This is a genomic window from Streptomyces sp. SYP-A7185 (genome assembly GCF_046103685.1).
Taxonomy (GTDB): domain Bacteria; phylum Actinomycetota; class Actinomycetes; order Streptomycetales; family Streptomycetaceae; genus Streptomyces.
In genome coordinates this window covers 1,716,761-1,741,144 of the sequence record NZ_CP122310.1, presented here as the reverse complement: position 1 = coordinate 1,741,144, position 24,384 = coordinate 1,716,761, and the positions used below count along the sequence as shown (strand labels likewise).

The 24,384-nt window shown below is 72.5% G+C and carries 20 protein-coding genes; 13 read left to right on the top strand and 7 right to left on the bottom strand.

Annotated features, from left to right (window positions below; all coding sequences use genetic code 11):
* The first annotated feature begins 105 nt into the window (after nucleotides 1–105).
* Complete coding sequence (locus QBL25_RS07385) at nucleotides 106–525, top strand: hypothetical protein (protein ID WP_409056201.1); 420 nt, start codon at nucleotides 106–108, stop codon at nucleotides 523–525.
* Nucleotides 526–545: 20 nt separating this feature from the next.
* On the opposite strand, the gene QBL25_RS07380 is transcribed toward QBL25_RS07385, so the two are convergent.
* Complete coding sequence (locus QBL25_RS07380) at nucleotides 546–1,766, bottom strand: metallophosphoesterase (RefSeq protein WP_409056200.1); 1,221 nt, start codon at nucleotides 1,764–1,766, stop codon at nucleotides 546–548.
* A gap of 95 nt (nucleotides 1,767–1,861) precedes the next feature.
* On the opposite strand from QBL25_RS07380, the gene QBL25_RS07375 reads away from it, so the two are divergent.
* The 5 genes from QBL25_RS07375 to QBL25_RS07355 all read left to right on the top strand — a co-directional run bounded on the left by QBL25_RS07375 (nucleotide 1,862) and on the right by QBL25_RS07355 (nucleotide 8,460).
* Complete coding sequence (locus tag QBL25_RS07375) at nucleotides 1,862–2,776, top strand: LysR family transcriptional regulator (RefSeq protein WP_409056199.1); 915 nt, start codon at nucleotides 1,862–1,864, stop codon at nucleotides 2,774–2,776.
* Nucleotides 2,777–2,940: 164 nt separating this feature from the next.
* Nucleotides 2,941–4,341: an MFS transporter gene (locus tag QBL25_RS07370; RefSeq protein WP_409056198.1), complete on the top strand. Its 1,401-nt coding sequence runs from the start codon at nucleotides 2,941–2,943 to the stop codon at nucleotides 4,339–4,341.
* A gap of 54 nt (nucleotides 4,342–4,395) precedes the next feature.
* The gene (locus QBL25_RS07365) at nucleotides 4,396–6,051 is read left to right on the top strand and encodes an acyl-CoA dehydrogenase family protein (protein ID WP_409056197.1); all 1,656 of its coding nucleotides are present in this window, start codon (nucleotides 4,396–4,398) and stop codon (nucleotides 6,049–6,051) included.
* Nucleotides 6,044–7,276: a CaiB/BaiF CoA transferase family protein gene (locus tag QBL25_RS07360; RefSeq protein ID WP_409056196.1), complete on the top strand. Its 1,233-nt coding sequence runs from the start codon at nucleotides 6,044–6,046 to the stop codon at nucleotides 7,274–7,276. Before QBL25_RS07365 ends, QBL25_RS07360 begins: the two co-directional genes overlap by 8 nt.
* A gap of 2 nt (nucleotides 7,277–7,278) precedes the next feature.
* Nucleotides 7,279–8,460: an acyl-CoA dehydrogenase family protein gene (locus QBL25_RS07355; protein ID WP_409056195.1), complete on the top strand. Its 1,182-nt coding sequence runs from the start codon at nucleotides 7,279–7,281 to the stop codon at nucleotides 8,458–8,460.
* Nucleotides 8,461–8,514: 54 nt separating this feature from the next.
* Here QBL25_RS07355 and QBL25_RS07350 read toward each other — a convergent pair whose 3' ends face one another.
* A complete protein-coding gene (locus tag QBL25_RS07350; RefSeq protein ID WP_409056194.1) occupies nucleotides 8,515–9,750 on the bottom strand; it encodes an amidohydrolase in 1,236 nt (411 codons plus the stop codon).
* A 185-nt stretch (nucleotides 9,751–9,935) separates the two neighbouring features.
* On the opposite strand from QBL25_RS07350, the gene QBL25_RS07345 reads away from it, so the two are divergent.
* Entirely contained in the window at nucleotides 9,936–10,382 is a 447-nt protein-coding gene (locus tag QBL25_RS07345; protein ID WP_409056193.1) for an SRPBCC family protein, read from the top strand.
* A 55-nt stretch (nucleotides 10,383–10,437) separates the two neighbouring features.
* Here the strand turns inward: QBL25_RS07345 and QBL25_RS07340 are convergent, their stop codons facing one another.
* Nucleotides 10,438–11,037 carry a TetR/AcrR family transcriptional regulator gene (locus QBL25_RS07340; protein WP_409056192.1) on the bottom strand — a complete coding sequence of 200 codons (600 nt, stop codon included), beginning with the start codon at nucleotides 11,035–11,037 and terminating at the stop codon, nucleotides 10,438–10,440.
* Between the two features lie 170 nt (nucleotides 11,038–11,207).
* Between QBL25_RS07340 and QBL25_RS07335 the strand changes: the two genes are divergently transcribed.
* The 3 genes from QBL25_RS07335 to QBL25_RS07325 all read left to right on the top strand — a co-directional run bounded on the left by QBL25_RS07335 (nucleotide 11,208) and on the right by QBL25_RS07325 (nucleotide 16,087).
* Nucleotides 11,208–12,212 carry an alpha/beta hydrolase family protein gene (locus tag QBL25_RS07335; protein WP_409056191.1) on the top strand — a complete coding sequence of 335 codons (1,005 nt, stop codon included), beginning with the start codon at nucleotides 11,208–11,210 and terminating at the stop codon, nucleotides 12,210–12,212.
* 94 nt (nucleotides 12,213–12,306) lie between these two features.
* Nucleotides 12,307–14,445 carry a hypothetical protein gene (locus tag QBL25_RS07330; RefSeq protein WP_409056190.1) on the top strand — a complete coding sequence of 713 codons (2,139 nt, stop codon included), beginning with the start codon at nucleotides 12,307–12,309 and terminating at the stop codon, nucleotides 14,443–14,445.
* Nucleotides 14,446–14,449: 4 nt separating this feature from the next.
* Complete coding sequence (locus tag QBL25_RS07325) at nucleotides 14,450–16,087, top strand: amino acid ABC transporter substrate-binding protein (RefSeq protein WP_409056189.1); 1,638 nt, start codon at nucleotides 14,450–14,452, stop codon at nucleotides 16,085–16,087.
* 77 nt (nucleotides 16,088–16,164) lie between these two features.
* Here the strand turns inward: QBL25_RS07325 and QBL25_RS07320 are convergent, their stop codons facing one another.
* Nucleotides 16,165–16,737 carry a dihydrofolate reductase family protein gene (locus QBL25_RS07320; RefSeq protein ID WP_409056188.1) on the bottom strand — a complete coding sequence of 191 codons (573 nt, stop codon included), beginning with the start codon at nucleotides 16,735–16,737 and terminating at the stop codon, nucleotides 16,165–16,167.
* Nucleotides 16,738–17,328: 591 nt separating this feature from the next.
* Here QBL25_RS07320 and QBL25_RS07315 point away from each other — a divergent pair.
* A complete protein-coding gene (locus QBL25_RS07315) occupies nucleotides 17,329–18,555 on the top strand; it encodes a hypothetical protein (protein ID WP_409056187.1) in 1,227 nt (408 codons plus the stop codon).
* A 117-nt stretch (nucleotides 18,556–18,672) separates the two neighbouring features.
* Here the strand turns inward: QBL25_RS07315 and rox are convergent, their stop codons facing one another.
* Complete coding sequence (gene rox, locus QBL25_RS07310; protein ID WP_409056186.1) at nucleotides 18,673–20,142, bottom strand: rifampin monooxygenase; 1,470 nt, start codon at nucleotides 20,140–20,142, stop codon at nucleotides 18,673–18,675.
* A gap of 154 nt (nucleotides 20,143–20,296) precedes the next feature.
* On the opposite strand from rox, the gene QBL25_RS07305 reads away from it, so the two are divergent.
* Nucleotides 20,297–21,469, top strand: a complete 1,173-nt coding sequence (locus tag QBL25_RS07305; protein WP_409062574.1) for an acyl-CoA dehydrogenase family protein — start codon at nucleotides 20,297–20,299, stop codon at nucleotides 21,467–21,469.
* A 26-nt stretch (nucleotides 21,470–21,495) separates the two neighbouring features.
* Here QBL25_RS07305 and QBL25_RS07300 read toward each other — a convergent pair whose 3' ends face one another.
* Nucleotides 21,496–22,122, bottom strand: coding sequence for a VOC family protein (locus QBL25_RS07300; RefSeq protein WP_409056185.1), 627 nt, complete (start codon nucleotides 22,120–22,122; stop codon nucleotides 21,496–21,498).
* Nucleotides 22,123–22,345: 223 nt separating this feature from the next.
* On the opposite strand from QBL25_RS07300, the gene QBL25_RS07295 reads away from it, so the two are divergent.
* A complete protein-coding gene (locus QBL25_RS07295; RefSeq protein WP_409056184.1) occupies nucleotides 22,346–22,909 on the top strand; it encodes a tellurite resistance TerB family protein in 564 nt (187 codons plus the stop codon).
* 90 nt (nucleotides 22,910–22,999) lie between these two features.
* On the opposite strand, the gene QBL25_RS07290 is transcribed toward QBL25_RS07295, so the two are convergent.
* Nucleotides 23,000–23,944: an XRE family transcriptional regulator gene (locus QBL25_RS07290; protein WP_409056183.1), complete on the bottom strand. Its 945-nt coding sequence runs from the start codon at nucleotides 23,942–23,944 to the stop codon at nucleotides 23,000–23,002.
* Between the last annotated feature and the right edge of the window lie 440 nt (nucleotides 23,945–24,384).

Here is a 24,384-nt window from a genome sequence, read left to right as displayed (position 1 = left end):
CGTGCCGCGCGGGCGCCATGGCGGACCGCCCGGCGACCACGCGCCGGTGACGCGGTACTTACCGTCGAGTAAGGTCTGCCTCCCGTCCCCACCGAAGGAGGCAGCATGCCGCTGACGCCCCGTTCCCCGATGCTCCTGGCCGGCTTGCTCGCCGGGGCCGGGGTGGCGCATCTCGCCGCGCCGAAGCCGTTCGACGCCCTTGTGCCGCGCGTCCTGCCCGGGTCGCCGCGCACCTGGACGTACGCCAGCGCCGCGGTCGAGCTGGCCCTCGCGGCCGGGGTGGCGCTGCCCCGCACCCGGCGCACCGCCGCCCTGGCCACGGCGGCCTTCTTCGTGGGCGTCTTCCCCGCCAACGTGCAGATGGCGGTGGACTGGCGGCGCCGCCCCGCCCCGCTCAGGGCCGCGGCGATCGGCCGCCTGCCGCTCCAGATACCGCTGGTGATGTGGGCGAGGAACGTGGCGAAGGCGGCGCCGGGCACGGCTGCCGGGGCGGAGCCGGGAGCGGCGTCGGGCAACAAGGCCTGACGCCGCCACCCCGCCCGGCCTCAGCCCACGCTGCTCCGGGCCGCCACCGCGGTGGAGGTCGTCGTGGTGTGGGCCAGGCGCGCGGTCCGGGTGGGGACGTCGACCGTGTAGGTGTCCACGGTCATGGCCCGCTGGGAGACCTTCAGGACCATGAACCCCACGTCGGAGAAGTTCTGCCAGGCCGCGGGGTGGTCGAAGTGGGCCTTGCCGTCACCGGACTTCGCGGCGGCCCCGCAGACGATCTGGCGGGTGCCCGCGGTGCGGGCCGTGGGCTCCAGGATCTGGAGGGTGTGGTCGTGCCCGGACAGGATCAGGTCGGCCCGCCCGCACACCACCTGCTCGTACAGCTCCTTGAGGTGGATCCCGCGCGTGTAGTGGCCGATGAGGAAGCCGTCGTACGAACCGGCGCTGCCGTGCTTCCCGTTGTTCAGGTAGGGGTGGTGGCCGAGCACGATCTTCCAGCGGGCCTTGGACGCGGCGAGCGCGGTGTCCAGCCACGCGCGCTGGGCGCGCATGTACGGGCCGTCCCAGCGGTAGTGGGGCGCGGTCTGGGCGACCGTCGACGCGACGGGGTTGGTGTCGAGGGCGAAGAACTCCACCACGGGGTCGCCGTTCCCGGGACCCGCGGCGGACGGCAGGGCGACGGTGTAGTAGCGGCTCGGCATGTACCAGCGCGGTGAGGTGGCCGCGTAGGAGACCTCGCGGTCGCCGCGCGAGGGGTCACCGCCGCTGCCCGGGATCAGACCGGAGCAGTCGTGGTTGCCGAGGACCATGAGCCAGGGGACGTCGATGCCGGTGTTGGGCGTCTCGAACTTGTCCCGGAACTCGGAGTCGTGGTCGGACTCGGGCCCGTTCTCGTAGATGTTGTCGCCGAGCCCGACGGCGAGCGACACCCCCTCGTCCCGGCACACCCGCCGGGCGGCCTCGGTCACGGCGAGCTGCTCCTCGCCGCCGGTGCCGGAGTCCCCGGTCAGCAGGACGGCGAACTCGCCCTCGCGGTTCGGCGCCTGGGGGAAGGGGAACTTGGCGACGCCCTGCGCCGCCGCGGCCCGCTGTGCGCCGAACGGCAGCGCGGCCAGCGCGGCTCCCGCGGCGACGCCGCCCAGCAGCGTGCGGCGGTCCAGCGTGAGGGCCTGCGGGCCCCACTTCCCGGCGAGGTCCCGGGCGAGCGGCGCGTCGGCCTGCAGCCACTGCTTCTCGGTCAAGTCCGCCCGCGGCGGTATCAGTTCGTCATCGCACATCAGAGCGTTCTCCCATACCGGCGCGGACAGGGGAAGACGATCAGACGAATTACCGGTGTCGGCCGGGCGGCCGGCCTCGTCGTAGGGTCACCCCCGTGGAGCTCAGACACCTGTCCGGATTCGTCGCCGTCGCCGAGGAACTGCACTTCGGGCGTGCCGCCGACCGCCTGCACATCGCCCAGTCGCCCCTGAGCCAGCAGATCAAGCTCCTGGAGCGGGACCTCGGGGCCAAGCTGTTCGACCGCACCACCCGCACCGTGCGCCTCACCCCCGCGGGCCAGGCGCTCCTGGAGCCGGCCCGGCGGCTGCTCGCCGACGCCTCGGCGGTCCGGCGCACCGTACGGGCCGCGCACCTGGGCGAGGCCGGCCGGGTCAGCGTCGGCTTCGCCGGGGCCAGCAGCTACTCCGTGCTGCCGCTGCTCACCCGTGCCGTCAACTCCCGGCTGCCCGGGATCGAGCTCGTCCTCGAAGGCCAGACCTACACGGGCGAGGCGCTGCGCCGGGTCGCCGACGGTTCGCTCGACATCGGCTTCGTGGCGCTGCCCGTGCGGCGCGGCATCACGGCCCGCGTGGTGCGCATGGAGCGGCTCGTGCTCGCCCTGCCCGACAGCCATCCGCTGGCGTCACGGCCCGAGGTCCCGGTGAGCGAACTGGCGGACGAGCCCCTCGTGACGTTCCCGCTGTCGCGCGAGTCCGCGGTGCGCGAGGCCATGGTGCAGGCCTGTCACGAGGCCGGTTTCGCGCCCCGGATCGCGCAGGAGGCGCCGGACTCGTACAACATGCTGGCCCTGGTGGGAGCGGGTGTCGGCCTCGCGGTGGTGGTGGAGTCGGCCCGTGACATCCACCTGCCGCACGTGGTGTTCCGGCCGCTGGCCGGCGACGACGTGCCGGTGCTGCCCATCGCCCTCGGCTGGCGCACGGGCAACCGGTCGGCGGCGCTGCACGCGGTCCTGCGCGTGGCCGACGAGGTCCTGCCGGTGCCCGCCGACGCCCCGGATTCCGCCGGATGACGTCTCAATACGGGCTGTCATTGGTCTTGGACACCTCCTAATGGCGGAGGGCAGAGTGATCCACGTCTCGCGACGGTGCGAGGACCGGCGGCCGGCCGCTCGGCCGCCTTCCCCACCTCGTCGCCCTCCGTCGCGGGATCTGCCGCCACGAGAGGACGCTCGTCATGCAGCAAGACGCCCCGCTCCCCGGGGACCCGCTCTCCGCTGACCCGCTCCCCGGGGGCCCGCTCTCCGGGGACCCCCGATCCGGTGCCGATCCCGCCCTGGCCCGCGAGGCGCGCCGCGCGGGCGTCACCGCGTTCGTCGGCACCACCATCGAGTGGTTCGACTTCTACATCTACGGGTCCGCGTCGGCCCTGGTCCTCGGCAAGATCTTCTTCGCCGACGCCTCGCCCGCGGTGGGCACCCTCGCGGCCTTCGCCACCTTCTGGGTCGGCTTCCTCGCCCGCCCCCTCGGCGGCCTGATATTCGGGCACTTCGGCGACAAGTACGGCCGCAAGAAGGCCCTCGTCACCACCCTGACGATGATGGGCGGAGCCACGTTCTGCGTGGGACTGCTGCCGGGATACGCGCAGATCGGCGCCGCCGCGCCAATCCTCCTCGTCCTGCTGCGGATGATCCAGGGCGTGGCGATGGGCGGCGAATGGGGCGGCGCGGTCCTCATCGCCACCGAGTACGCCCCGCCCGGACGCAAGCTGCTGTACGGCTCCTTCGCCCAGCAGGGCTCCCCGGTCGGCAACCTCCTGGCCACCCTGGCCTTCCTCGGGATGGCCCAACTCCCCGACGCGGCCTTCGAGTCCTGGGGCTGGCGCGTGCCGTTCCTGTTCTCGGCCGTGCTCGTGGCCGTCGGGCTCTTCATCCGGCTCCGGCTCGCGGAGACCCCCGAGATGCAGGCCGCGCTGGCCCGCAAGAAGACCATCAAGCTGCCCGTCAAGGAAGTGCTCACGCGCTCCCCGATGCTGGTGTTCCTCGGCGTGCTCGCCGGCACGGCGGGCGTCGCGATCACCTACGTCAAGACGACGTTCGCGCTGTCCTGGGCCACCGCCGACCTGGACTTCGACCGCACGACGTTCCTCACGGTCATCTCGCTCGCGCTCGTCGTGCAGGTGATCGTGCAGCCCTTCGGCGCCGTCCTCGCCACCAAGTGGCCCGTGCGCAAAGCCGTGTTGTGGATGCTCCTCCCGGAGTTCGTGCTGCTGCCGCTCATGTTCGTCCTCGTCGGCACCGGCGACTTCTGGCTCGCCGTCCTCGGCATGGGGCTCGCCACCTTCCCGCACGCCATGTACTACGCGGCGCTCGCCGGGATCCTCGCCCGCGTCTTCCCCGTCGAGGTCCGCTACACCGGCATGTCCCTCTCGTACCAGCTGTGCACGACCCTGTTCGCCGGGACCGCGCCGATCGTCTCGCAGTACCTGCTCACCACCTTCGGCTCGATCTGGCCGGTCGTCGCCCTCGGCCTCCTCTACACCGTGCTCACCCTCGTCGGCGTCCTGCCCCTGCTGGCCCGCACGGGGGAGGAGCCCGCCCCCGATGCCGCCACCTCCCGTGCCGCACAACCCGCCTGATCCGTACCGCACACCCCGCCTGATCCGGAGTCACCCGTGCCCACCGTGCCGCCCATGAACTTCGCCGACCGCGATCCCGCCCTGCGTCCCCTGCTCGACCGCCTCCTGTCCGCCGACGACCGCGCCCGCGTCGAGCCCCTCCTGCGGGAACTCGGCGACCTGGCCGCGGGCGACCTGGACCGGCAGGCCGCCCTCGCCGACGCCCATCCGCCGCGCCTGGTCCCGTACGCCCCCGACGGCACGCGGATCGACGCCATCGAGTACCACCCGGCCCACGACCGCGCCGCCGCGATCGCCTACGAACGCTTCGGGCTCGCCGCGATGTCCCACCGGCCCGGCGTCCACGGCTGGCCCGCCAAGGTCCCGCACACCGTCAAGTACGCCCTCTCCTACCTCTACGTGCAGTCCGAGTTCGGCATGGCCTGCCCGCTGTCGATGACCGACTCGGCCGCCCGCATCCTGCGCCTGTTCGACCCCGACCGGTACGCCGCCGAGATCGCCGCGCTCACCTCCACGGACCCCGGACTCCGGGCCACGGGTGCGATGTTCATGACGGAGCAGCAGGGCGGCACGGACGTCGGCCTGACGCGGACCCTCGCCACCGACCGGGGCACGCACTGGACGCTCACCGGCAAGAAGTGGTTCGCGTCCAACCCCGCCGCCGACGTGATCCTCACCCTCGCGCGCGTGCCCGGTCAGGGGGAGGGCACCCGGGGCCTCGGCATGTTCCTCGTGCCCCGGCTGCGGCCCGACGGGACCCGCAACGCCGTCCGCATCGACCGCCTCAAGGACAAGCTCGGCTCCCGCTCCATCGCCAGCGGCGAGGTCACCCTGGACGAGGCGTACGCGACCCCGGTCGGCCGACTCACCCACGGCTTCCGGCAGATGGCCGAGATGCTGAACGTCTCGCGCCTGTCCAACGCCATGCGGGCCACCGCCCTGATGCGCCGCGCGGTCCGCGAGTCCGTCGACCACACGCGCACCCGGCACGTCTTCGGCAAGCCCCTCTTCGACCAGCCCCTGATGCGCGCCACGCTCCTGCCGCTGATCCTCGACACGGAAGCCGCGCTCGGCCTGGTCCTGGAGGCCGCCGCCCGCCTCACGGCCGCCGACGACGGCGACGGGCACGCCCGGGCCCTGGTCCGCGTCCTGACGCCGCTCGCCAAGCACACCCTGTGCAAGCGCGCCCGCTCCGTCACCGGCGAGGCCATGGAGATCCGCGGCGGCAACGGCTACATCGAGGACTGGGTCAGCCCCCGGCTCGTGCGCGACGCCCACCTCGGATCCATCTGGGAGGGCTCCTCCAACGTCATCGCGCTCGACGTGCTGCGCTGCATGCGCCGCGACGGATCCCACCGGACCCTCGCCGACACCTACGGCGACCGCGCCCCGGTGCGGCACCGCTGGGAACTCCTCCGCGAGCAGGGCGAGGCCCTGCTCGAACTCCCGCCGCAAGAGCAGGAGATGAGGATCGGACGGTACGCCGACCGCCTCACGCACGCCGTCATGGCGACGCTCCTGCACGACCAGGCCGACCACGAGACCGGTACCACGGGCGACGGCCGCGCGCTCCTGGTCGCCCATACCTACACCGCACTCCTCGACGACCCGGACGCGCTGCCCCGCGCCGCGCTGGACCACCTGGCCGAACTGGCCGACGGTGGTCAGGTCCCGCTCACCACGGCCAAGGAGTCCGCCGCACATGCCTGACGCGCCCCGCCCCGCATCCCCCCTGGCCGGCATGAAGGTCGTCGACCTCTCCAAGATCCTCGCCGGCCCGTACGTCACGATGTCCCTCGCCGACCTGGGCGCGGACGTCATCAAGGTCGAGCACCCCGAAGGCGGCGACCCGACCCGCGCCTGGGGACCGCCCTTCAACGGCCCCGACGCCACCTACTACCTGGCGGCCAACCGCAACAAGCGCTCGGTGACCCTGGACCTGAAGTCCCCCGAGGGCCAGGAGGCCGTGCACCGCATGCTCGCGGACGCGGACGTCATGGTGGAGAACTTCCGCCCCGGCAGCTCCCTGGCCACCGTCTTCGACTACCGCGCCCTCAGCGAGCGCTACCCCCGCCTGGTCCTGCTGCACATCTCGGCGTTCGGCGACACGGGACCGCTGCGCGACGAGCCCGGCTACGACATGGTGGCCCAGGCGAGCGCCGGCCTGATGTCCCTCACGGGCGAACCGGACGGCCCGCCCGTCAAGGCCGGTTACGCGATGGGTGACCTCGGCGCCGCCCTCTTCGGCCTGATCGGCGTCACCTCGGCCCTCGTCGAACGCGAGCGCACGGGGCGCGGCCAGTACGTCACGACCTCCCTGTACGAGTCGCAGCTCGCCCTGCACATCAACTGGGCCACCGGCTACTTCGCCACCGGGGAACGCCCCACCCGCCTGGGCTCCGGCCACCCCAGCCTCGTCCCGTACCAGGCCTACGCGGCAGCGGACGGACACTTCGTGATCGCGGTCGGCAGCGACGGCCTGTTCCGCCGCCTGAGCGAGACCCTGGGCCACCCGGAGTGGGCCGACGACCCGCGCTTCGCCACCAACCGCGCCCGCGTCACCCACCGCACGGCCCTCAACGCGAAGCTGGAAGCGGTCCTCGTCGACGAGACGGTGGCCCACTGGTGCGCGCTGCTCAAGCCGCGCGGCGTGCCCGTCGCCCCCATCCGCACCCTCGACGAGGTCTACGCCTGCCCGCAGACCGAGGCGCTCGGCATGGTCCAGAAGGTCGACCACCCCGAGGTGGGCCCCCTCCAGCAGGTCGCCTTCCCCGTCAGCTTCCGCGGCGAGCGCCCCGCCGTACGCACCGCACCGCCCACCCTCGGCCTGCACAGCAGGGACGTCCTCGCCGAACTCGGTTACGCCGAGGCGGACGCCGACCGTCTGCTCGGCCACCCCCGGCGTCAGCCGGACGACCACCCGCAAGGAGCCTGACCATGCCGTTCCCCGCCCTCGACGCCGTCGACCCGCTGAACCTGGAGGCCCTGCTCACCGACGAGGAGCGCGCCGTGCGCGACACGGTCCGCCGGTACCTCGACGCCAAGGTGGAGCCGCACATCGCCGGCTGGTTCGAGTCCGGCGAGCTTCCCGATCTGCCCGCACTGGCCCGGGAGTTCGGCGATCTCGGCCTGCTCGGCATGCATCTGGAGGGCTACGGATGCGCCGGGATGTCCGCCCGCGCGTACGGGATCGCCTGCCGTGAGCTGGAGGCGACCGACTCCGGCCTGCGCTCCTTCGTGTCCGTCCAGGGCTCGCTCGCGATGTTCGCGATCCACCGCTTCGGTTCCGAGGAGCAGAAGCGGGAGTGGCTGCCGCGCATGGCGGAGGGCTCCGCCATCGGCTGCTTCGGCCTGACCGAGCCCGACCACGGCTCCGACCCGGCGTCCATGACCACCCGGGCCCGCCGCGACGGCACGGACTGGATCCTCGACGGCCGCAAGATGTGGATCACGAACGGGTCGGTGGCGGCCGTCGCCGTCGTCTGGGCCCGCACGGAGGACGGCGTACGCGGCTTCGTCGTCCCCACCGACACCCCCGGCTTCTCGGCCCCGGTCATCAAGCACAAGATGTCGCTGCGCGCCTCCGTCACCAGCGAACTCGTCCTGGACGGCGTCCGGTTGCCCGCCTCCGCGCAGCTCCCCGGCGCGAGCGGGGTCGGCGCCCCGCTCACCTGCCTGAACGAGGCGCGCTACGGCATCGTCTGGGGCGTCACGGGCGCGGCGCGCTCGGCCTGGTGCGCGGCGCGCGACTACGCCCTGGAGCGCGAGCAGTTCGGCAAGCCCATCGCGGGCTTCCAGCTGACGCAGCAGAAGCTGGTGGACATGGCCCTGGAACTCCACAAGGCGACGCTGACCGCCCTGCACCTGTCCGCCCTGAAGGACTCACCGGCCGGGGTGCACCCGGCGCAGATCAGCTTCGGCAAGCTGAACAACGTGCGCGAGGCGATCGAGATCTGCCGCACCGCGCGCACGATCCTCGGCGCGAACGGCATCTCGCTGGAGTATCCGGTCATCCGGCACGCCAACAACCTGGAGTCCGTGCTCACCTACGAGGGCACCAGCGAGATGCACACGCTCGCCCTCGGTCAGGCGCTCACGGGCCACGCGGCCTTCCGCTGACGGCTGACGGCTGACCGCCGGGCGCCGGATGCCGGGCGTACGGGCGCCCGGTTCTCAGGCGCCGAGCTTGTGCAGCGCGGCGCCCACCAGCGTCCGTACGCCCGGCAGCAGCACCGAGAGGTCCGGGGCGAACAGGGGACTGTGGTTGCCCGGCACCCCGGTGATCTTGTCGCCGAGCCCTTGCCCCGGGGCGTCGTTCCAGGTGGCCTGCGGTGTCGAGGCCACGAACCAGAAGTCGTAGGGCACCCCGGTGGGCACGAGGAGCGAGAAGTCCTCGCTGCCCATCGCGGGCCCGAAGTCGACCACGCTCTGCGCGCCCAGGAGTTCGCCGTGCAGGGCCGCGATCTCCGCGTCCAGCGCGGCGTCGTTGACCGTGGCCGGGAAGCTCGCGCCGGTGTTCACCTCGGGCGGCGCCGGGCACCCGGCGGCCTCGCACTCTCCCTCGACGATGCGGCGCACGGCGGCCAGGACCCGCTCGCGCACGGTCGCGTCCTGCGTGCGCAGGTTCAGCCCGAGCCGTGCTTCCGAGGGGATGATGTTGGGCCGCTGGCCCGCGTTGAACTGCCCCGTGGTCAGCACCACCGCTTCGGATGCGGCCACCTCGCGGGACACGATCGATTGCAGCCGGGTGACGATGTACGCGCCCGTCACCACCGGGTCGACGGTCGCCTCGGGCCGCGAGCCGTGGCCGCCGAGCCCGTTCACCACGATGTGCAGGTCGTCCGCGGCCGACATGATCAGCCCCGGTGTGTGCGAGACGAAGCCCGCGGGACCGGGGGCGACGTGCTGGCCGAAGACGGCGTCCGGGCGGGGGAAGCGCGTGTGCAGCCCGTCGGAGACCATCGCCGCGGCTCCGCCGCCGCCTTCCTCGGCGGGCTGCCCGATCACCACGAGGGTGCCCGACCAGGTCTCGCGGGCCGCGGCGAGCGCCTCGGCGGCGAAGGCCAGCCACGTGACGTGCATGTCGTGGCCGCAGGCGTGCATCACACCGTCGACGGTGGAGGCATAGGAGAGCCCCGTGGCCTCCGTGACCGGCAGCGCGTCCATGTCGCCGCGCAGCCACACCACGGGCCCGTCGCCGTTCGTCAGGACGCCCACGACGCCGGTGCCGCCGACCGCGGTGGTCACCGCGTACCCGGCGCCCGCCAGCCGCTCGGCGAGGATCCCTGCCGTGCGGTGCTCCTGGAAGGAGAGCTCGGGATGGCGGTGGAGGTCCTGGTACAGCGCCTCGATGTCGTGCGTCTTCAGCCCCGAGGTGAGATCCAGGGCCAGGCTGGCGGCGGTCGGCATGCGGCTCCTTGCGGTCCGGGCAGACGAGGCATACGAGGGACGCGTTCACCCTCCCGGCCACCCTCGCACAGCGCGCGCCGCCCGGCGGCGGTCGGCCCGCGACCCGGCGGTGGCGGCCTCGGCAGGTGGGTGCGGCGACAAGGTGTGAAAATCGGTGGATACCGCCCAGGAGGAGTGTGATCGGCGTGGCCCGGAACCGCCGTCTGATCCTGGCCTCGCCCACCGAGGTCTGGGGCCTGCTGTCCGACGGCCGCCGGTACGGGGAGTGGGTGACGGGAACCCAGGAGGTCACCTCCGTGGACCCGCGCTGGCCCGCGGTGGGCGCCCGCCTGGCGGTCCGGGTCGGCGTGGGCCCGCTGGTGCTCGACGACACCTGCGTCGTGCGCATCAGCGAGCCGGAGAGCCGCCTCCAGCTGGAGGCGAAGGCGGGCCCCTTCGGGGCGGCCCGCATCGCCATGAACCTCACCCCCTGGGGCGAGCACACCCTCCTCACCCTCGACTGGCACCCGCTGCGCGGCCCGGGCACCCGGATGCACGGCCTCCCGGTCGACTACGTCGTCGCGGTCCGCAACGGCATGATGCTGACGAAGCTGGCCCGGATCGCGGTGAAGGAGCACGGCCGCAGCGTCTGAGCCGCCCGCCGGTCGGTGGCGCCCTTGACCCCGTGCCACTTCTTGCGGGGGCGGGTCAGTGGGGCCGTGGTTGTTCCAGGCCGCGCAGGAGCAGGTCGATCATGCGGCGCGGGTCGTAGCGCTCGGGGTCGCTGTCGTGCCCGATGCAGAGGTTGCCGATGCCCCGCATCAGCTCGTAGGCGCGGGTGCCGGGCTTGGTCTCGGCGGCCTCGACGGCCGCGTCCAGCAGTTGCGCGCACACGGGCACCAGGCGGTCGAGGAAGTAGGTGTGCAGCGCCTCGAAGCCGCTGCTGTCCGACTGCATCGCCTGGGCGAGTCCGTGCTTGGTGACCAGGAAGTCGACGAAGAGATCGACCCACCGGTGGAGCGCCACCAGCGGGGAGCCGGCGTCGGCGAGCAGCGTCGGGCCCGCCTCGGCGCACGCCTCGACCTGGTGGCGGTAGACCGCGACGACGAGGTCCGAGCGGCTGGGGAAGTGCCGGTAGATGGTCCCCACCCCGACGCCGGCCCGGGCCGCGATCTCGCGGATCGGCGCGTCGACGCCGGAGACGACGAACACCTCGGCGGCGGCGGAGAGCAGCGTCTGCTCGTTGCGCTGCGCGTCGGCCCGCTTGCTGCGGGCGGGCGCCCCTCCTGAGTTGCTTGCGGCGGGCATCCCGCGCTCCTTCCGGCGTCGTTGACAAAGCGGAACGCTGTTCCGTATCGTAATCGGAACAACGTTCCGCTTCACCTTATCCGAAGCCGGCCGTTTCTGACCGCCCTGCCTCCCCGGCCGCCGCTCGCGGCGGACCGGCGGCGGAGGCCATCGAAAGGGAAACGCGCATCATGAGTGCATCGACCTCCTCGACCTCCTCGAACGCCACGGCTACCGCGGCCGCCGCGACCGGCACGGCCGACGTCCTCGGCCCGCCCAGCCCCGTCCTCTCGGTCGGGCCCGTGGTCCTGCCGGCCCCCGGCCGCCCCGTGGACCTACAGGTGCGGGTCTCCGCGCCCGTGACCGGCAGCGACCTGCCGATCGTCCTCCTCTCGCACGGCCAGGGCTTCTCGAACCACCTCTCCTCACTCAACGGCTACGCCCCGCTCGCCGACTTCTGGGCGGCGCACGGCTTCGTCGTCATCCAGCCCACCCACCTGAGCTCGCGGACGCTGACCCTGGACCCCGGCACTCCGGGCGCACCCCTGTTCTGGCGCTCGCGGGCCGAGGACATGAAGCGCGTCCTCGACGGGCTCGACGTGATCGAGGAGGCCGTCCCGCAGCTCCAAGGGCGCCTGGACCGCGGCAAGGTGGCGGTGGCAGGACACTCCATGGGCGGGCACACCGCGAGCCTGCTGCTCGGCGCCCGGCTCACCGACCCGGACGACGGGACCGAGGTGGACCTGGCCGACCCGCGGATCACGGCGGGCATCCTGCTCGCCGCGCCCGGCCGGGGCGGCGACGCCCTCACCGAGGAGGTGGCCAAGAACTGGCCCTTCTTCGCGACCGCGGACTTCTCCGCGATGACGACGCCGACGCTCGTCGTCGCGGGCGACCGGGACGAGTCCGCCCATCTGACCGTCGCGGGCGCGGACTGGCACACCGATCCGTACGTCCTCTCCCCGGGCCCCAAGTCCCTGCTCACCCTGTTCGGCGCCGAGCACGGGCTCGGCGGGATCTCCGGATACGACGTCGCGGAGACCACGGACGAGAACCCCGCGCGGGTGTCCGCGGTCCAGCGGCTCACCAGTGCCTACCTCCGCGGCCAGTTCCGCCCGGAGGACACCTCCTGGAAGGCGGAGTGCGACGCGCTGGCGGCCGCCCCCGAGCCGCTCGGGCGCGTCACGTCCAGGTAGCGGCCCGCAGGACGGTGCAGGCCTACGTCAACTGGCCTTTCCTGCCGAAAAGTTGATGTATTCCTGGGGTGCGCCAAGTACGCTCCGTGCGACATTGACCACTCGCCGCACAGCGGCCACGCACGGCACGGGGGTACGCCGGATGGGCCGGGAACTGGGCTTCGAGGGGCTCATCGACGACGCGGGCTTCTTCCCCAGACTGCTGGGCCGCAACGCCCGGGGGCGCGACGAGAAACTCCTGTACGAGCCCGACCTGCCCGTCGTGCTGCTCACCGGCGGCCCCGGCATGGGCAAGCAGCGGCTCCTTGAGCTGCTGCGGGACCGGCTCGGACGCAAGGTGCCCGTCGCGCACGTGGACTGCGCGGACAAGCGGTACACGGAAGAGGCCGCCCGGCGCCCCTCCTGCCGTTCGGCGGCGACGGAGACGATGTACGACGTCGCGCTGCGGATGAGCGAGTGGGAGGGGCCGGGAGGCGCGCTGCCCACGCCCCGGTTCTTCGCCGGGATGGCCGCGGTGGCGGCGGGCGCCCGGCTGCGGCGCCGCGAGCTGGAAGAGGAACTGGAGCGCTACCGAGCCCTGTTGCAGCCCAAGAAGGGCCTCGGCCGGTTCTTCCGCAACGTCGTGACCGGCTACCTGTCCGCGCTCGCCGGAGTGGTCGCCCCCGCGGCGGCACCCCTGGTGGGCGCCGCGCTGACGGAGTTCCTGGAGAAACTGGCGCGCACCGGCGCCGAACCGGTGCGCGCCACCTACGGCGACTACCCCGGCGCCGCGGGCAGCGCGGGCACCGGCCTGCGGCTGCTCGCCCACGACTTCCAACAGGGCGGCGAGGAGCGGAAGTTCGCCGAAGGCTTCCTCTTCCGTGCCCTGCGCGAGGATCTGGACGCCGCCTACACCGGCATCGGCGCCGCGCTCACCCGCGTGGGCCGCCCCGCCGTACTGCTGCAACACGCCAACTGGCCGGTGGGCCGCGGGCTGCTGGCCGCGGCGCTCGGCGACCGGGCCGACGGCCACCGCGAGCGGACCGTGCTCGTGGCCAGCGAACGCATGGCGCAGCCCCTTTTCCTGGCCGACGAGCCGCGCACCGAAGAGCTCGCCGCCTACCGGCCGGACCAGGAAGAGCCGCCCGGCTGGCAGCGCCTCCCGGCACGCGGCCGGCTGGGGCAGGGCGTCCTGCTCCTGCGGATGCCGCTGCTCACCACGGAACACCTCCACAAGGAGCTGCAACAGCACACCGGCGGCGCCCCGGAGGCGGCACGCCTGCGCCGGGCGCAGAGCGCGGTGCACCGGCTCTCGGGCCATCGCCCCCGTGTGGTGCAGCGCCTGGTCGAGGCCGCCGGAGAGCTGCCGGAGCTGGACAACGACCGGGAGCTCCTCGACCAGCCCGCGGGGCTCGACGGAGAGCCCCGCGCCGTACGGGACGTGCTGCTGACCGAGCTGGTCCTGCGCCAGCTGCCCGAGCGGCTGCCCGTCGAGCACACCGACCGGTGGCTGGACCTGCTCACCCAGCTGTCGGTCGCGCACACCGGCGACTGCGCCCGCGCCCTGCTGCGCGGCCCCGACCTGGCGCAGCTGGCCGGCGGGCTCAGCGCGGACGAGGTCGGGCGCCACCTCCTGGAGAGCGGCTGGCCCCCCTGCGAACGGCACTTCATCGGCGACTTCGGCCTCCGGCAGCTGCTCATGAGCAGACTCCACGGACCGCCCGGCGCCGGCACCGAATGGCGCCGCAACCACAGCCTCCTGTACACGCACTACCGCAGCCGGGCCGAGTCGCCCGACCGCGCCTTCGGCACCACCGCGGCACACGGCCTCAACCACGACCTGGTCGCCAACGGCCCCGAACGCGCCGTGCACCACCTCGCCGTCACCTTTCCCGTGGACGGCGTGGGCGCCGAGGAGTGGTGCGACCAGCTGCTCGCGCTCGCCCAGGCCCCCTCGCCCGGCGGCCACGACGAACGGCACGCCCGGATGACGGTGGCCCGCGTCGACGGCACCAAACTGCAACGCCAGCTGGACGAGCTGCTGCACGCCGTCTGGCTCTGCGAGGAGCGCACCAGGCCACCGGACATCGCGGCGGCGGACCGGATGGCGCAGCTGCTGCGCGAACTGGCCCGCGACTACGCGGGAGCCGCGCCGGTGCTCGCCGCACGGGCCGGCACATGGGACCGCAGGGCCCGCAACCGCCAGCCGCTCCAGTCCTGTTCCTGCACCGCCCACATCGGAGAGGGGAGCTGAGCCGATGTTCCGGACCACCGCCGACTGGCTGCACGAGCACCTGTGGAACACGCTCCTGAAGAAGATCGTCACCTGTGTCGTGGCGGTCGCTCTCGCCCTGGGTGCCTACGGCGTCGTCTCGAAGCTGACCGAGGAGGCCGACGACTGCGCCCAGGGCGTCACCGAGTCCGGCGGCGAGTGCATCGGCGTCAACGGCTCCGGCTACGACTTCGGGGAGCCGGAGATCGCACCGGTCGCGGCCCGGATCGCCGAGGAGAACCGCCGCATCGACGGCCAACCGCACGTCACCGTGGCGATGATGCTCCCGCTCCAGCCCGAGTCGAAGGCCGAGCGGCGGCAGCTGCGCAGCGAACTCCAGGGGGCCTTCCTGGCCCAGTACCGCGTCAACCGCGAGCCGGGGAAGCCGGTGGTGCGGCTGGTGCTCGCCAACCCCGGCAAGGACTACCTGCGGCAGGACGAGGTGGTGCCCGACCTGGTGCGGATGGCGCGCTCCGGCAGCGACAACCTGCGGGCGGTGACCGGCTTCAACCTCTCCCTGGACGCCACCAGGGACGCGGTGCGCAGCCTCACCCGGCAGCAGGTGCCCGTCCTGGTGGCCCGCGCCTCGGCGAGTTCCCTCGCCAACGAGGAGAGCAAGGACGGGACGTACGACTTCCGGGGGCTCGCCCGCATCATCCCCACCAACGAGGAGCAGGCGCGGGCGCTCGCCGCCTTCAACGGCAGCCGCAAGGACCGCCAGACCGTCCTGGTGCGCGACACGCGCCCCGACCCCTACGTCCGCTCGCTGGCGCGCGCCTTCCAGAAGCTCCCCGAGGACGGCCCGGCGGGCCCCGACGACATGACGTTCTCGTCGCCCGGGGTCGCCGATCCCGGCGACGTCGACAACCAGTTCCGCCCGACGGTCAACACGATCTGCAACTCGGGCGCGGACACCATCTACTTCGCGGGCCGCTCCACGCACCTGCGGCTCTTCCTCAAGCGCCTGGCCCAAGAGGCGTGTGAGGAGCGGAAGTTCACCGTGGTCTCCGGTTCGGACGCGGCCTCGCTGAACAACCGTATGACCGACGCGGACTGGGCAGAGCTCCGCGACGGCTCGGGCAAACCGAAGATGACCGTGCAGTACGCCGCGCCGGCCCACCCCGACGCGTGGTCCACCGAGATAGAACGCTGGCAGGACGAGGAGGAGGAGCGGACCGGCAAGCGGCCGACCGCGGCGAAGGCACCCGGCTCGCTGCGTGATCCGCTGGCCGAGCTGGAACGCCTCAAGCACACCATCGGCGCGCTGAAGTCGGGGGGCCACGACATCGGCGACGTCCAGCTGGGCGACTCACGCACCATGATGGTGCACGACGGGGTGCGGGCCGCGGTCGAGGCGATCCGCGGCGCCAAACCCACCGGAGAGGCGGTCCCCTCCGCCGAGCAGGTGGGCAACCGCTGGGCCACGATGCAGTCCAAGAACCGCGTGAACGGCACGAGCGGCCGGATCTGCCTCACCAAGGCGGGCAACCCCTACGACAAGCCCCTGGCCGTCGTCGCCCTGAAACCCGGCACGAAGGCGGGCCCGGGCGCCCTGGAGTACGTGGACCTGGCCTGGCCCACCGGAAAGCCGCAGCCGGAGGACTGCGTCGTACGCGGCGGCTAGGCGACGGACGGGAAGGCCAGGGGCGTACGAGGGGAGTGGGGGCCGGTGGTGACCCGGCCCCCTCGGCGTGGCGGCCCTCAGTGGACGACGTCGAAGACGTTCTTCTGGAGGCCGTTGGCGTAGGCCTCGTGCTCGACCAGGCGCAGCTTCTGGGCGTCCTTGTCCGTGTCGCTGAACAGGCGCTTGCCCGCGCCGAGCAGCAGGGGGAAGACGAGCAGGTGGTAGCGGTCGATCAGCCCCGCGTCGGAGAGGTCGCGGTTCAGGGTGGCGCTGCCGTGCACGATGATCGGGCCGCCCTCGGTCTTCTTCAGCTCGGCGACCTCGTCCAGCGAGCGCAGGATGGTCGTCGGGCCCCAGTCCGCCACCAGGTCGCCCTCGGCCAGGCTCGTGGAGACGACGTACTTCGGCATGTCCTTGTACTCGGCGAACTCCTCCATGCCCGGCCACACGGGGCTGAACGCCTCGTAGCTCGTCCGGCCCAGGAGCACCGCCGCGGCCTCCTGCTGCTCCCGGCCCTTGATCTCGAACGCTTCCGGGAGGAACTCGACGTCCTTGAAGGTCCAGCCGGAGTTCCGGTAACCGGGCTCGCCGCCCGGGGCCTCCACGACACCGTCGAGCGAGATGAACGCGGTGCTGATCAACGTACGCATCTGAAAGTCTCCTCAAGGAAAGGCGGTCGTCGCCGTTTCATTTTCGCGGTTCCGGGGGTGAAGACCGCGGTCCTCGCGAAAACTCATCGGCCGTGCGCACGGTTGGTGCTGCCGGGGCCCCGGCAGCGGGTTCGCGGAAGGTCGGAAAGGCGTTGTCCGCTTCGGGCCGCTCGCTCTACCCTGGCGCCCAGGCCCGTCCCAAGCCCCCGGACCGGCCCGACTCAGGCTGCCGGGTCCGTTTTCCCCGCAGCGGACGCACGGACACCGGCTCGTCCCGCCGGCCGTCGTGTCCGGGGGCCACTCCCGCGGCCTCCGCGCGCAGGCCGGTGCGGACACCCGCTCCCGGGGCACCAGGGGGAGCCTGCCCCCGGGAGCGCCGCGGCCGCCGCCGCTGAATCCGGCGGCGGCCGCCGGCTCCGACAGCCCCGCCCACAGCCCGAAGCACCCGCCGATTACCCGTCCTCCGGGCCCCGACACCCCCCGCACACAGCCTCTTCCGACAGGGGTTCCGACAGGGGTTCCTTCAGGGGCCGGGGTGAAAGGGTGACCGCCGCTGCGGCTGTCGAGGTGAGCAGCGGATACGGTGCTCTGGTGACTGATGGGGTGGGGACGGTGCCTGGGACCGCGCTGCTGATTGCGGCGGCGCCGGTCGGCAAGGCCCGCATGGTGGACGCGGCTTCCGTGCTGCCCGTGCTCGCGGCGGTGTCTCCGGCGGTGCTCGCCGGGACCGCGACCGCGAGTGTCGTGGAGCTCGCGGACCCGCTGGATCCGCAGACGGTGCTCACGCGGCTGCGCGCGGCCGCGATGGCGCCGGGGCCGTTGACGGTGTACCTGGTCGGGCAGCTGCATCTCGACCGCCGTCAGCGGTTGCAGCACGTGGGTCTTGCGAGGACCACGGCGGCGACGGTGCGCTACACCGGATTTCCGTGGCACTGGATAGCCCAGGAGCTGCGGCTGCGTCCGCCGGGCAGCACGACCGTCATCGCCGATCTGCACGCGGACACGGACAGTTGGCAGCAGCTCGCGCAGCGGCCCCTGGACGTGGGCGCGGGCGTGGCGCTGTACGGGCGGATCGCGCCGCCGCCCGGCCGACGTGCCGTCGCGACGCCCTCGTACATGAAGGCGCTCGCGACGGTCCTGCGCAGCGGGCACCGGCCGCCGCTGCCCGACCTGCACCAGCACGTCGTGGCGCAGACGGCGGACGAGGGCGGCGGCACCGCCATCATGCTGCTGTCCGTCGGCCCGGCCGTTGGTGCCGTCCCCGGCGGCGGACCCGCGGGCCTGCGCCACGGGGCGCCGGCGGCAGCAGCCGCGCAGTCGGTGCCGATCCCCGCCCAACAGCAGGCCCCCACCCTCGACATGCCGCCCTCGTCGGCGCCGCCCACGGCCGGCGCGGACCCGCACGCCGCGATCACCAAAGCGGTGGAGGCGGGCCGGCACGGCGAGGCCGCGGCGATGGCGGCGGCCTGGGAGCAGGAGGCGCTGCGTACGTACGGGCCCTCCTCGCCCGAAGTGGTGCACTGGATGGAGGTCCGCGGGCACTTGGCGATCTTCGCCAAGGACCCCGGACGCAGCTGCGAGATCTGGCTCGCCGTGGTCTCCGCCAGACTCACGGCGGGCCAGGCCCCCGACGCCTCGGACGTCGAGGCCGCCGCGGACCTCGCCCACCACCAGTGGGAGCAGATCCGCGACCCGGCCACGGTCCGCGAACTCGGCCCGGCCCTGGTCGCGTTGCGGCGCCGCGTGCCGGGCCGCCAGCGCGGCACGGCGAACCTCGTCCAGCAGCGGCTCGTGCAGTTCCACATGCAGATGGGCTGAGCACGGGCCACGGGCCACGACCACGGATACGGGTCTGGTCCGGGGCCCGGGGGGCTCACCGCACGAGAGGTCGAGCCCCCTCCCGGAGCCCTACGGGCCGCCGGCCCCGTCCTGCGCTCACGCCGACGGCCGCGTACCCGTGACCGCGTCGCTGCCGTCGTGGCGGGCCGGTGCGCCGAACCACGTCGGAAGGTGGCCGACCAGGTCCTCCTGGTCCTCGCCGACCCACGCCACATGCCCGTCGGGCCGCAGCAGCACGGCGGGCACGTCCAGTTCCTCGCAGTCGTCGACGACGTGGTCGACCCGGTCGCCCCATCCGGCGACCGAGAGCCGCCCGGTCCGGTCGAGCAGCAGACCGCGGCCCTCGTGCATCAGCTCGTAGAGCCGCCCCTTCGTCAGCTCCAGGTCCCGTATCCGCCGGCCGAGCAGTTCATGGCCCTCGCCGAAGTCGTAGCGCACGTCGACCGCGGTGATCATCCCGGTCACGTACCGGTTCACCTCCTCGAAGTCCATCAGCTTGGCGAACAGTTCCCGCAGCGCGGTCGCACCGGGGTCGGTCCCGAGCAGCGTGATCTGCGCGCGCGTGTTGTCGAGCACCCGGGCGCCCACCGGATGCCGTTCGGCGTGGTAGGTGTCCAGGAGGCCCTCCGGTGCCCGGCCGTCGACCGCCGCGGCCAGCTTCCAGCCGAGGTTGAACGCGTCCTGCACACCGAGGTTGAGTCCCTGTCCGCCGGTCGGCGGGTGGATGTGCGCCGCGTCGCCCGCGAGGAACACCCGGCCGACCCGGTAGCGCTCGGCCTGCCGCGTCGCGTCGCCGAACCGGGAGAGCCAGCGCGGCGAGTGCACCCCGAAGTCGGTGCCGGCATGGGACCGCAGCTGCCGCTTGAAGTCGTCGAGGGTCGGCTCGGTCGCCCTGTCTTCCACCATGCCGTCGGCGGGCACCACCACGCGGTACACGCCGTTCTCACCGGGCGTGATGCCGAACCGCAGCTGCGTCTTGCGGACTTCGGCCACGGCGGCGTCGACCGTCGCCTGGTCCGCGGTCAGTTCCACCTCGCCGAGGAGCGTCTCGACCGTGGCGGCCACTCCGGGGAAGCCGACGCCGAGCAGCTTGCGCACGGCACTGCGGCCGCCGTCGCACCCGACGACATAGCGCGAGCGCAGGTGCGTCCCGTCCGCCAGCTCGACGGTCACCCCGTCCTCGTCCTGGCGCAGGCCGACGACTTCGCTGCCGCGCCGGATGTCGGTGCCGAGTTCGACCGCGCGCTCGTGAAGCAGCCGCTCGGTGACCGGCTGCGGGGTGGCCACCCCGTACGGATGGGCCGTGTCCAGTTTCTCCGGCCACGGCTTCATGATGCCGCCGAACAAGCCACCGACCTGGAACTTCTCGTTGACCGCGAGGAACCGGTCCAGGAGACCCCGCTGGGCCATCACCTCGACGCTGCGCGCGTGCAGGCCCTGCCCCCGGGACTGCGCCGTGGGCTGCTCCGCCTTCTCCAGGACGACGGTCCGCACGCCGTGCAGCCGCAGCTCGCTCGCCAGCATCAAGCCGGTCGGTCCGCCGCCAACCACGATCACGTCAGTCATTGTTCTCATTTCGCTGGGGGTTCCGGTTTCGCTGGGATTCCGGCTCAAGGCGATGATTTTGCGCCACGACCCGGCCCTTGCCGCAAGGCCCCCCATGAGCTATAGGTTGAGAGTGGCAAGGAGTGCGGATACTCCTTGCATGGGCACTCTCGGCATGAGCACTCTCGACACCCTGTCGCAGGACGAGCAATTCGCCGTCAGGACGGTACGGGACTTCGTCGACAGGCAAGTGAAGCCCGTCGTCCGGGAGTTGGAGCACGCTGACACCTACCCCGAAGCCCTGATCGAGCGGATGAAGAGCCTCGGCGTGTTCGGTCTCGCCGTCCCCGAGGAATTCGGCGGCACACCGGTCTCCATGCCCTGCTACGTCCTGATCACCGAGGAACTCGCCCGCGGCTGGATGAGCCTGGCCGGTGCGATGGGCGGCCACACGGTGGTGGCGAAACTGCTGCTCCACTTCGGCACGGAGGACCAGAAGCGCCGCTACCTGCCGAAGATGGCCACCGGCGAGATCCGGGCGACGATGGCGCTCACCGAGCCGGGCGGCGGCTCCGACCTCCAGGCGATGCGCACCACCGCCCGCAAGGACACCGGCTCGGGCGGATACGTCGTCAACGGCACCAAGACGTGGATCACCAACTCCCGGCGTTCCCAGCTCATCGCCCTGCTGTGCAAGACCGACCCGGCCGCGACCCCCGCCCACCGAGGCATCTCCGTCCTGCTCGCCGAGCACGGCCCCGGCCTGACGGTCTCGCGCGACCTGCCCAAGCTCGGATACAAGGGCGTGGAGAGCTGCGAACTGTCCTTCGACAACTACCGCGCGTCGCCCGACGCCGTGCTGGGCGGAGCCGAGGGCAAGGGCTTCGCGCAGATGATGAAGGGCCTGGAGACCGGACGGCTCCAGGTCGCGGCGCGCGCCCTGGGGGTCGGCCGCGCCGCGTTCGAGAACTCCCTCGCCTACGCCCGGCAGCGCGAGGCCTTCGGTGAGCCGATCTGGAAGCACCAGTCGATCGGCAACTACCTCGCCGACATGGCCACCTCGCTGACCGCCGCCCGCCAACTCACCCTGTACGCGGCCCGGTCGGCGGACGCGGGCCACCGCGTGGACATGGAAGCCGGAATGGCGAAGCTCTTCGCCTCCGAGACCGCCATGGAGATCACCCTCAACGCCGTGCGCATCCACGGCGGTTACGGCTACTCCACCGAGTTCGACGTCGAGCGCTACTTCCGCGACGCCCCACTGATGATCGTGGGCGAGGGCACCAACGAGATCCAGCGCAACGTCATCGCACGCCAGTTGGTCGAGCGGGGAGGCCTCGACGCGTGACGGTCACGGCCGGGATCACCCCGTGATCACCGGTGGCTCGCCGGGGCCACGGCTTCCCAGGCGAAGCCGTCGGGGTCGGTGAACCCTCCCGCGTCGCCGCCGATCACGAGGCGGTGCGAGCCGGTGCCGTCGGGGGAGACCCCGGCGTCCTTGGCGAGCGCACGACGCCGGTACAGGGCCAGCTTGAGGAGCCCTGTCCCGCCCTCGAACTCGACGTACACGCGGCCGAAGCTCTTCGCCACCGTCAGGCCCTGGTCGACGTAGAACCGCTTGCTCGCGGCCACGTCCGCCACGCCCAGCAGGAGCACCATGGAGTCGATCCGCCGGGTGGCGGGTCCGGTGTCCTTCTTCGCCGAGGTCGCGACCTTCCAGATCGTGCCGTCCGGGGCCCGAACGACCCCTCCGTAGCCCCAGAGGGACTTCGTGACGGGCTTCAGGGACGTGGCGCCGGCGTCGAGTGCGGCGTCGACGAGGGCGTTCACGTCGGCCGGCTGGGCCACCGTGAGCGACAGCGTGAAGCCGCGGAAGCCGGTGGCGGGCTCCTCCGAGGCCCGTAGCCGCGGCTGCGAGTCCAGGCCGAAGGCCGTGGTGTAGAAGTGGCGGGCGGCCGTGGGGTCGGCCACGTCGAGAGTGACGGATGCGATGTTTGCCATGCCCACCACGCTAGGCAGGGCGCGGCTCCCGGGGCTTCTTCATTCCTGACCGGTCTCGGGAGAGTGAGGGGGTGGGGGAGTGGTGTGACCGTTCCGTTTGGTGTGATCGTTTCGCGTCACCCGTTCGTGCGGCCGGAGGCGGAACTCCCCGGAGCGGGGAGGCGTTGCCAGGAGGACGCGTGGAAACCGCGCGGATCGGCTAACAGGCACCGAGGTGGCACGGATGGCGATGTGGGACCGGATCAAGGACCAGGCCAAGGGGCTGCAGCAGCAGTCGCAGGGCGCGCGCGGCTCCGGCGGTCACGGAAGGCCGGGTCAGGGATCGGGGTCGGGGTCCGGCGGGGGTTCGAAGGCGCAGCTCGTGGGGGTGCTCAAGTCCCAGCTCGCCTCTCTCAAGACGGAGCTCAAGAGCGGTGCGTACCGCGACGCGAGCATGGCCATGTGCGCACTGGTCGCCGCCGCCGACGGCTCGGTCGACCCGGCCGAGCGGCAGCACGTCGAGTCGCTCATCCTCCAGAACGACGTCCTGAAGAACTTCCCGCCCGAGCAGCTCCAGACGCGCTTCAACAAGCACGTCGACCAGCTGACGTTCAACTTCCAGCAGGGCAAGACCGAGGCCATGCAGGAGATCGCCAAGGCAGCCAAGAAGCCGATGGAGGCCAAGGCGGTCGTGCAGACCGGTTTCGTCGTCGCGGGCGCGGACGGGTACATCGCCCCGGCCGAGGAGCAGGTCCTGCGGGAGGCCTGCGCGGCGCTCGGGCTCTCCCCGCAGGAGTTCGGCCTCTGAGCACTGTCCGAGCACTCTCTGACAGCCTCTGAGCCGTCGCCGGGCGAGCCCTCGCCGGGCCAGTCGTTGTTCTGAGCCACAGGGCGTACGTCAGTGCGCCGGGCCGGGGCCCGCGCCGCGTGGCGCGGACCCCGGCCCCTCGGCTCCCGGCCAGTCGTCCTCGTCCGGCCACTGCCAGCTCATGCCGTAGATGCCTTGCCTGCACTGCGCCGCGTACAGGTGGGCCGTGCCGGAGGAGTCCACCGTCAGGGGGCGCACCTTGCGCTGCTGGGCGGAGGCGTTCTCGCGGTAGTAGGAGTGGCAGATCGCCGGGAGCCGGTCCGGCGGGAAGTGCACCTGGAGCAGATAGACGTCCTGGCTGCCGCGTATGCCCCGCTCGTGCAGGTGCGTCGGATGGTCCTGCGGGCCGGTGCGGATCTCGTAGTCGACGGTCGTGGTCTCGCCGAACGACAGCGGACGGCCGAAACCGATCTGGAGCATCACTCCGCCCGATACCGCGTCCTGCCGCATGGATTCCAGCTGACCGCTGTGCACGGTGGCGTCGGGCAGACCCGCGTCGGGATCGTCGAGGAAGTGCAGGTTGATCAGCCGGTCGGGGCCGTCGGTGACGGCACGGACCAGGTGGTTGATGGTCAGCCGGCTCACGCAGCCGCGCCCGTCCAGGTGCAGGACCTCGCGGGTGAGAAGGATGGCCACGCCCTCGTTGAAGCGCGGGAAGGCATCGCCGAGCGCCTGTTCCTGCCGGGACGCGCGACCGTACAGGCGGCGGGTCGCGTGTTCGTCGACGCGTACGGCCGGGCGGCGTCCGCGGGGGCGCTGGGACTGCAGCAGCCCGGACAGCTCGCCGGGTGCCAGGTCGAGGATGCTCTCCAGGGCGACCACCGCGCGCAGCGAGTCCGAACGCTCGGGACGGGTGCGGTCGCGCTGCCAGTAGCTGAGGGTCGCGGGCGTGAGCCGGATCCCGCGGGCCGTCAGCCGCTCGCAGATCCGGTCCAGGGGAAGCCCGCGGCGGCGCACCGCCTCACGCAGGGCCACGGCGAACGGCGCGGGACGATCCGCCGAAAAGGCCGCTCCCGTACGGGATTCCGCCCCGGCGCCCCGCTGCGGCTCCGCGCCGGACGCCGACCCCTCATCCGGCCGTGGTGCCCTACGGGACGGTGACCTCGTACCGGATTCCGAGTTGTCCGACGTCAGACCGGATGAGACCGTCACGAATTTCGCCTCCCGGCATGACAGATGACGAGCCGCACTCCCGGAACATGTGCGACCGCCCGGTGAAAGCCGTTGCGCGTCACGGCCGCAGATGGCCGGACCGGGGCGGCGGGCAAAAGAATTCCCGACCGCACGCCTCGCCTACCAAACCCCGCCGGGCGCCGTGCGTCAATATCCGTCACGCCGATTCCGCATCACATATCGGGCTCGGCCCGATCGGCGGGCCTGCCGCACCCGCGACCTCGGCCTTGGCCTCGACCTTT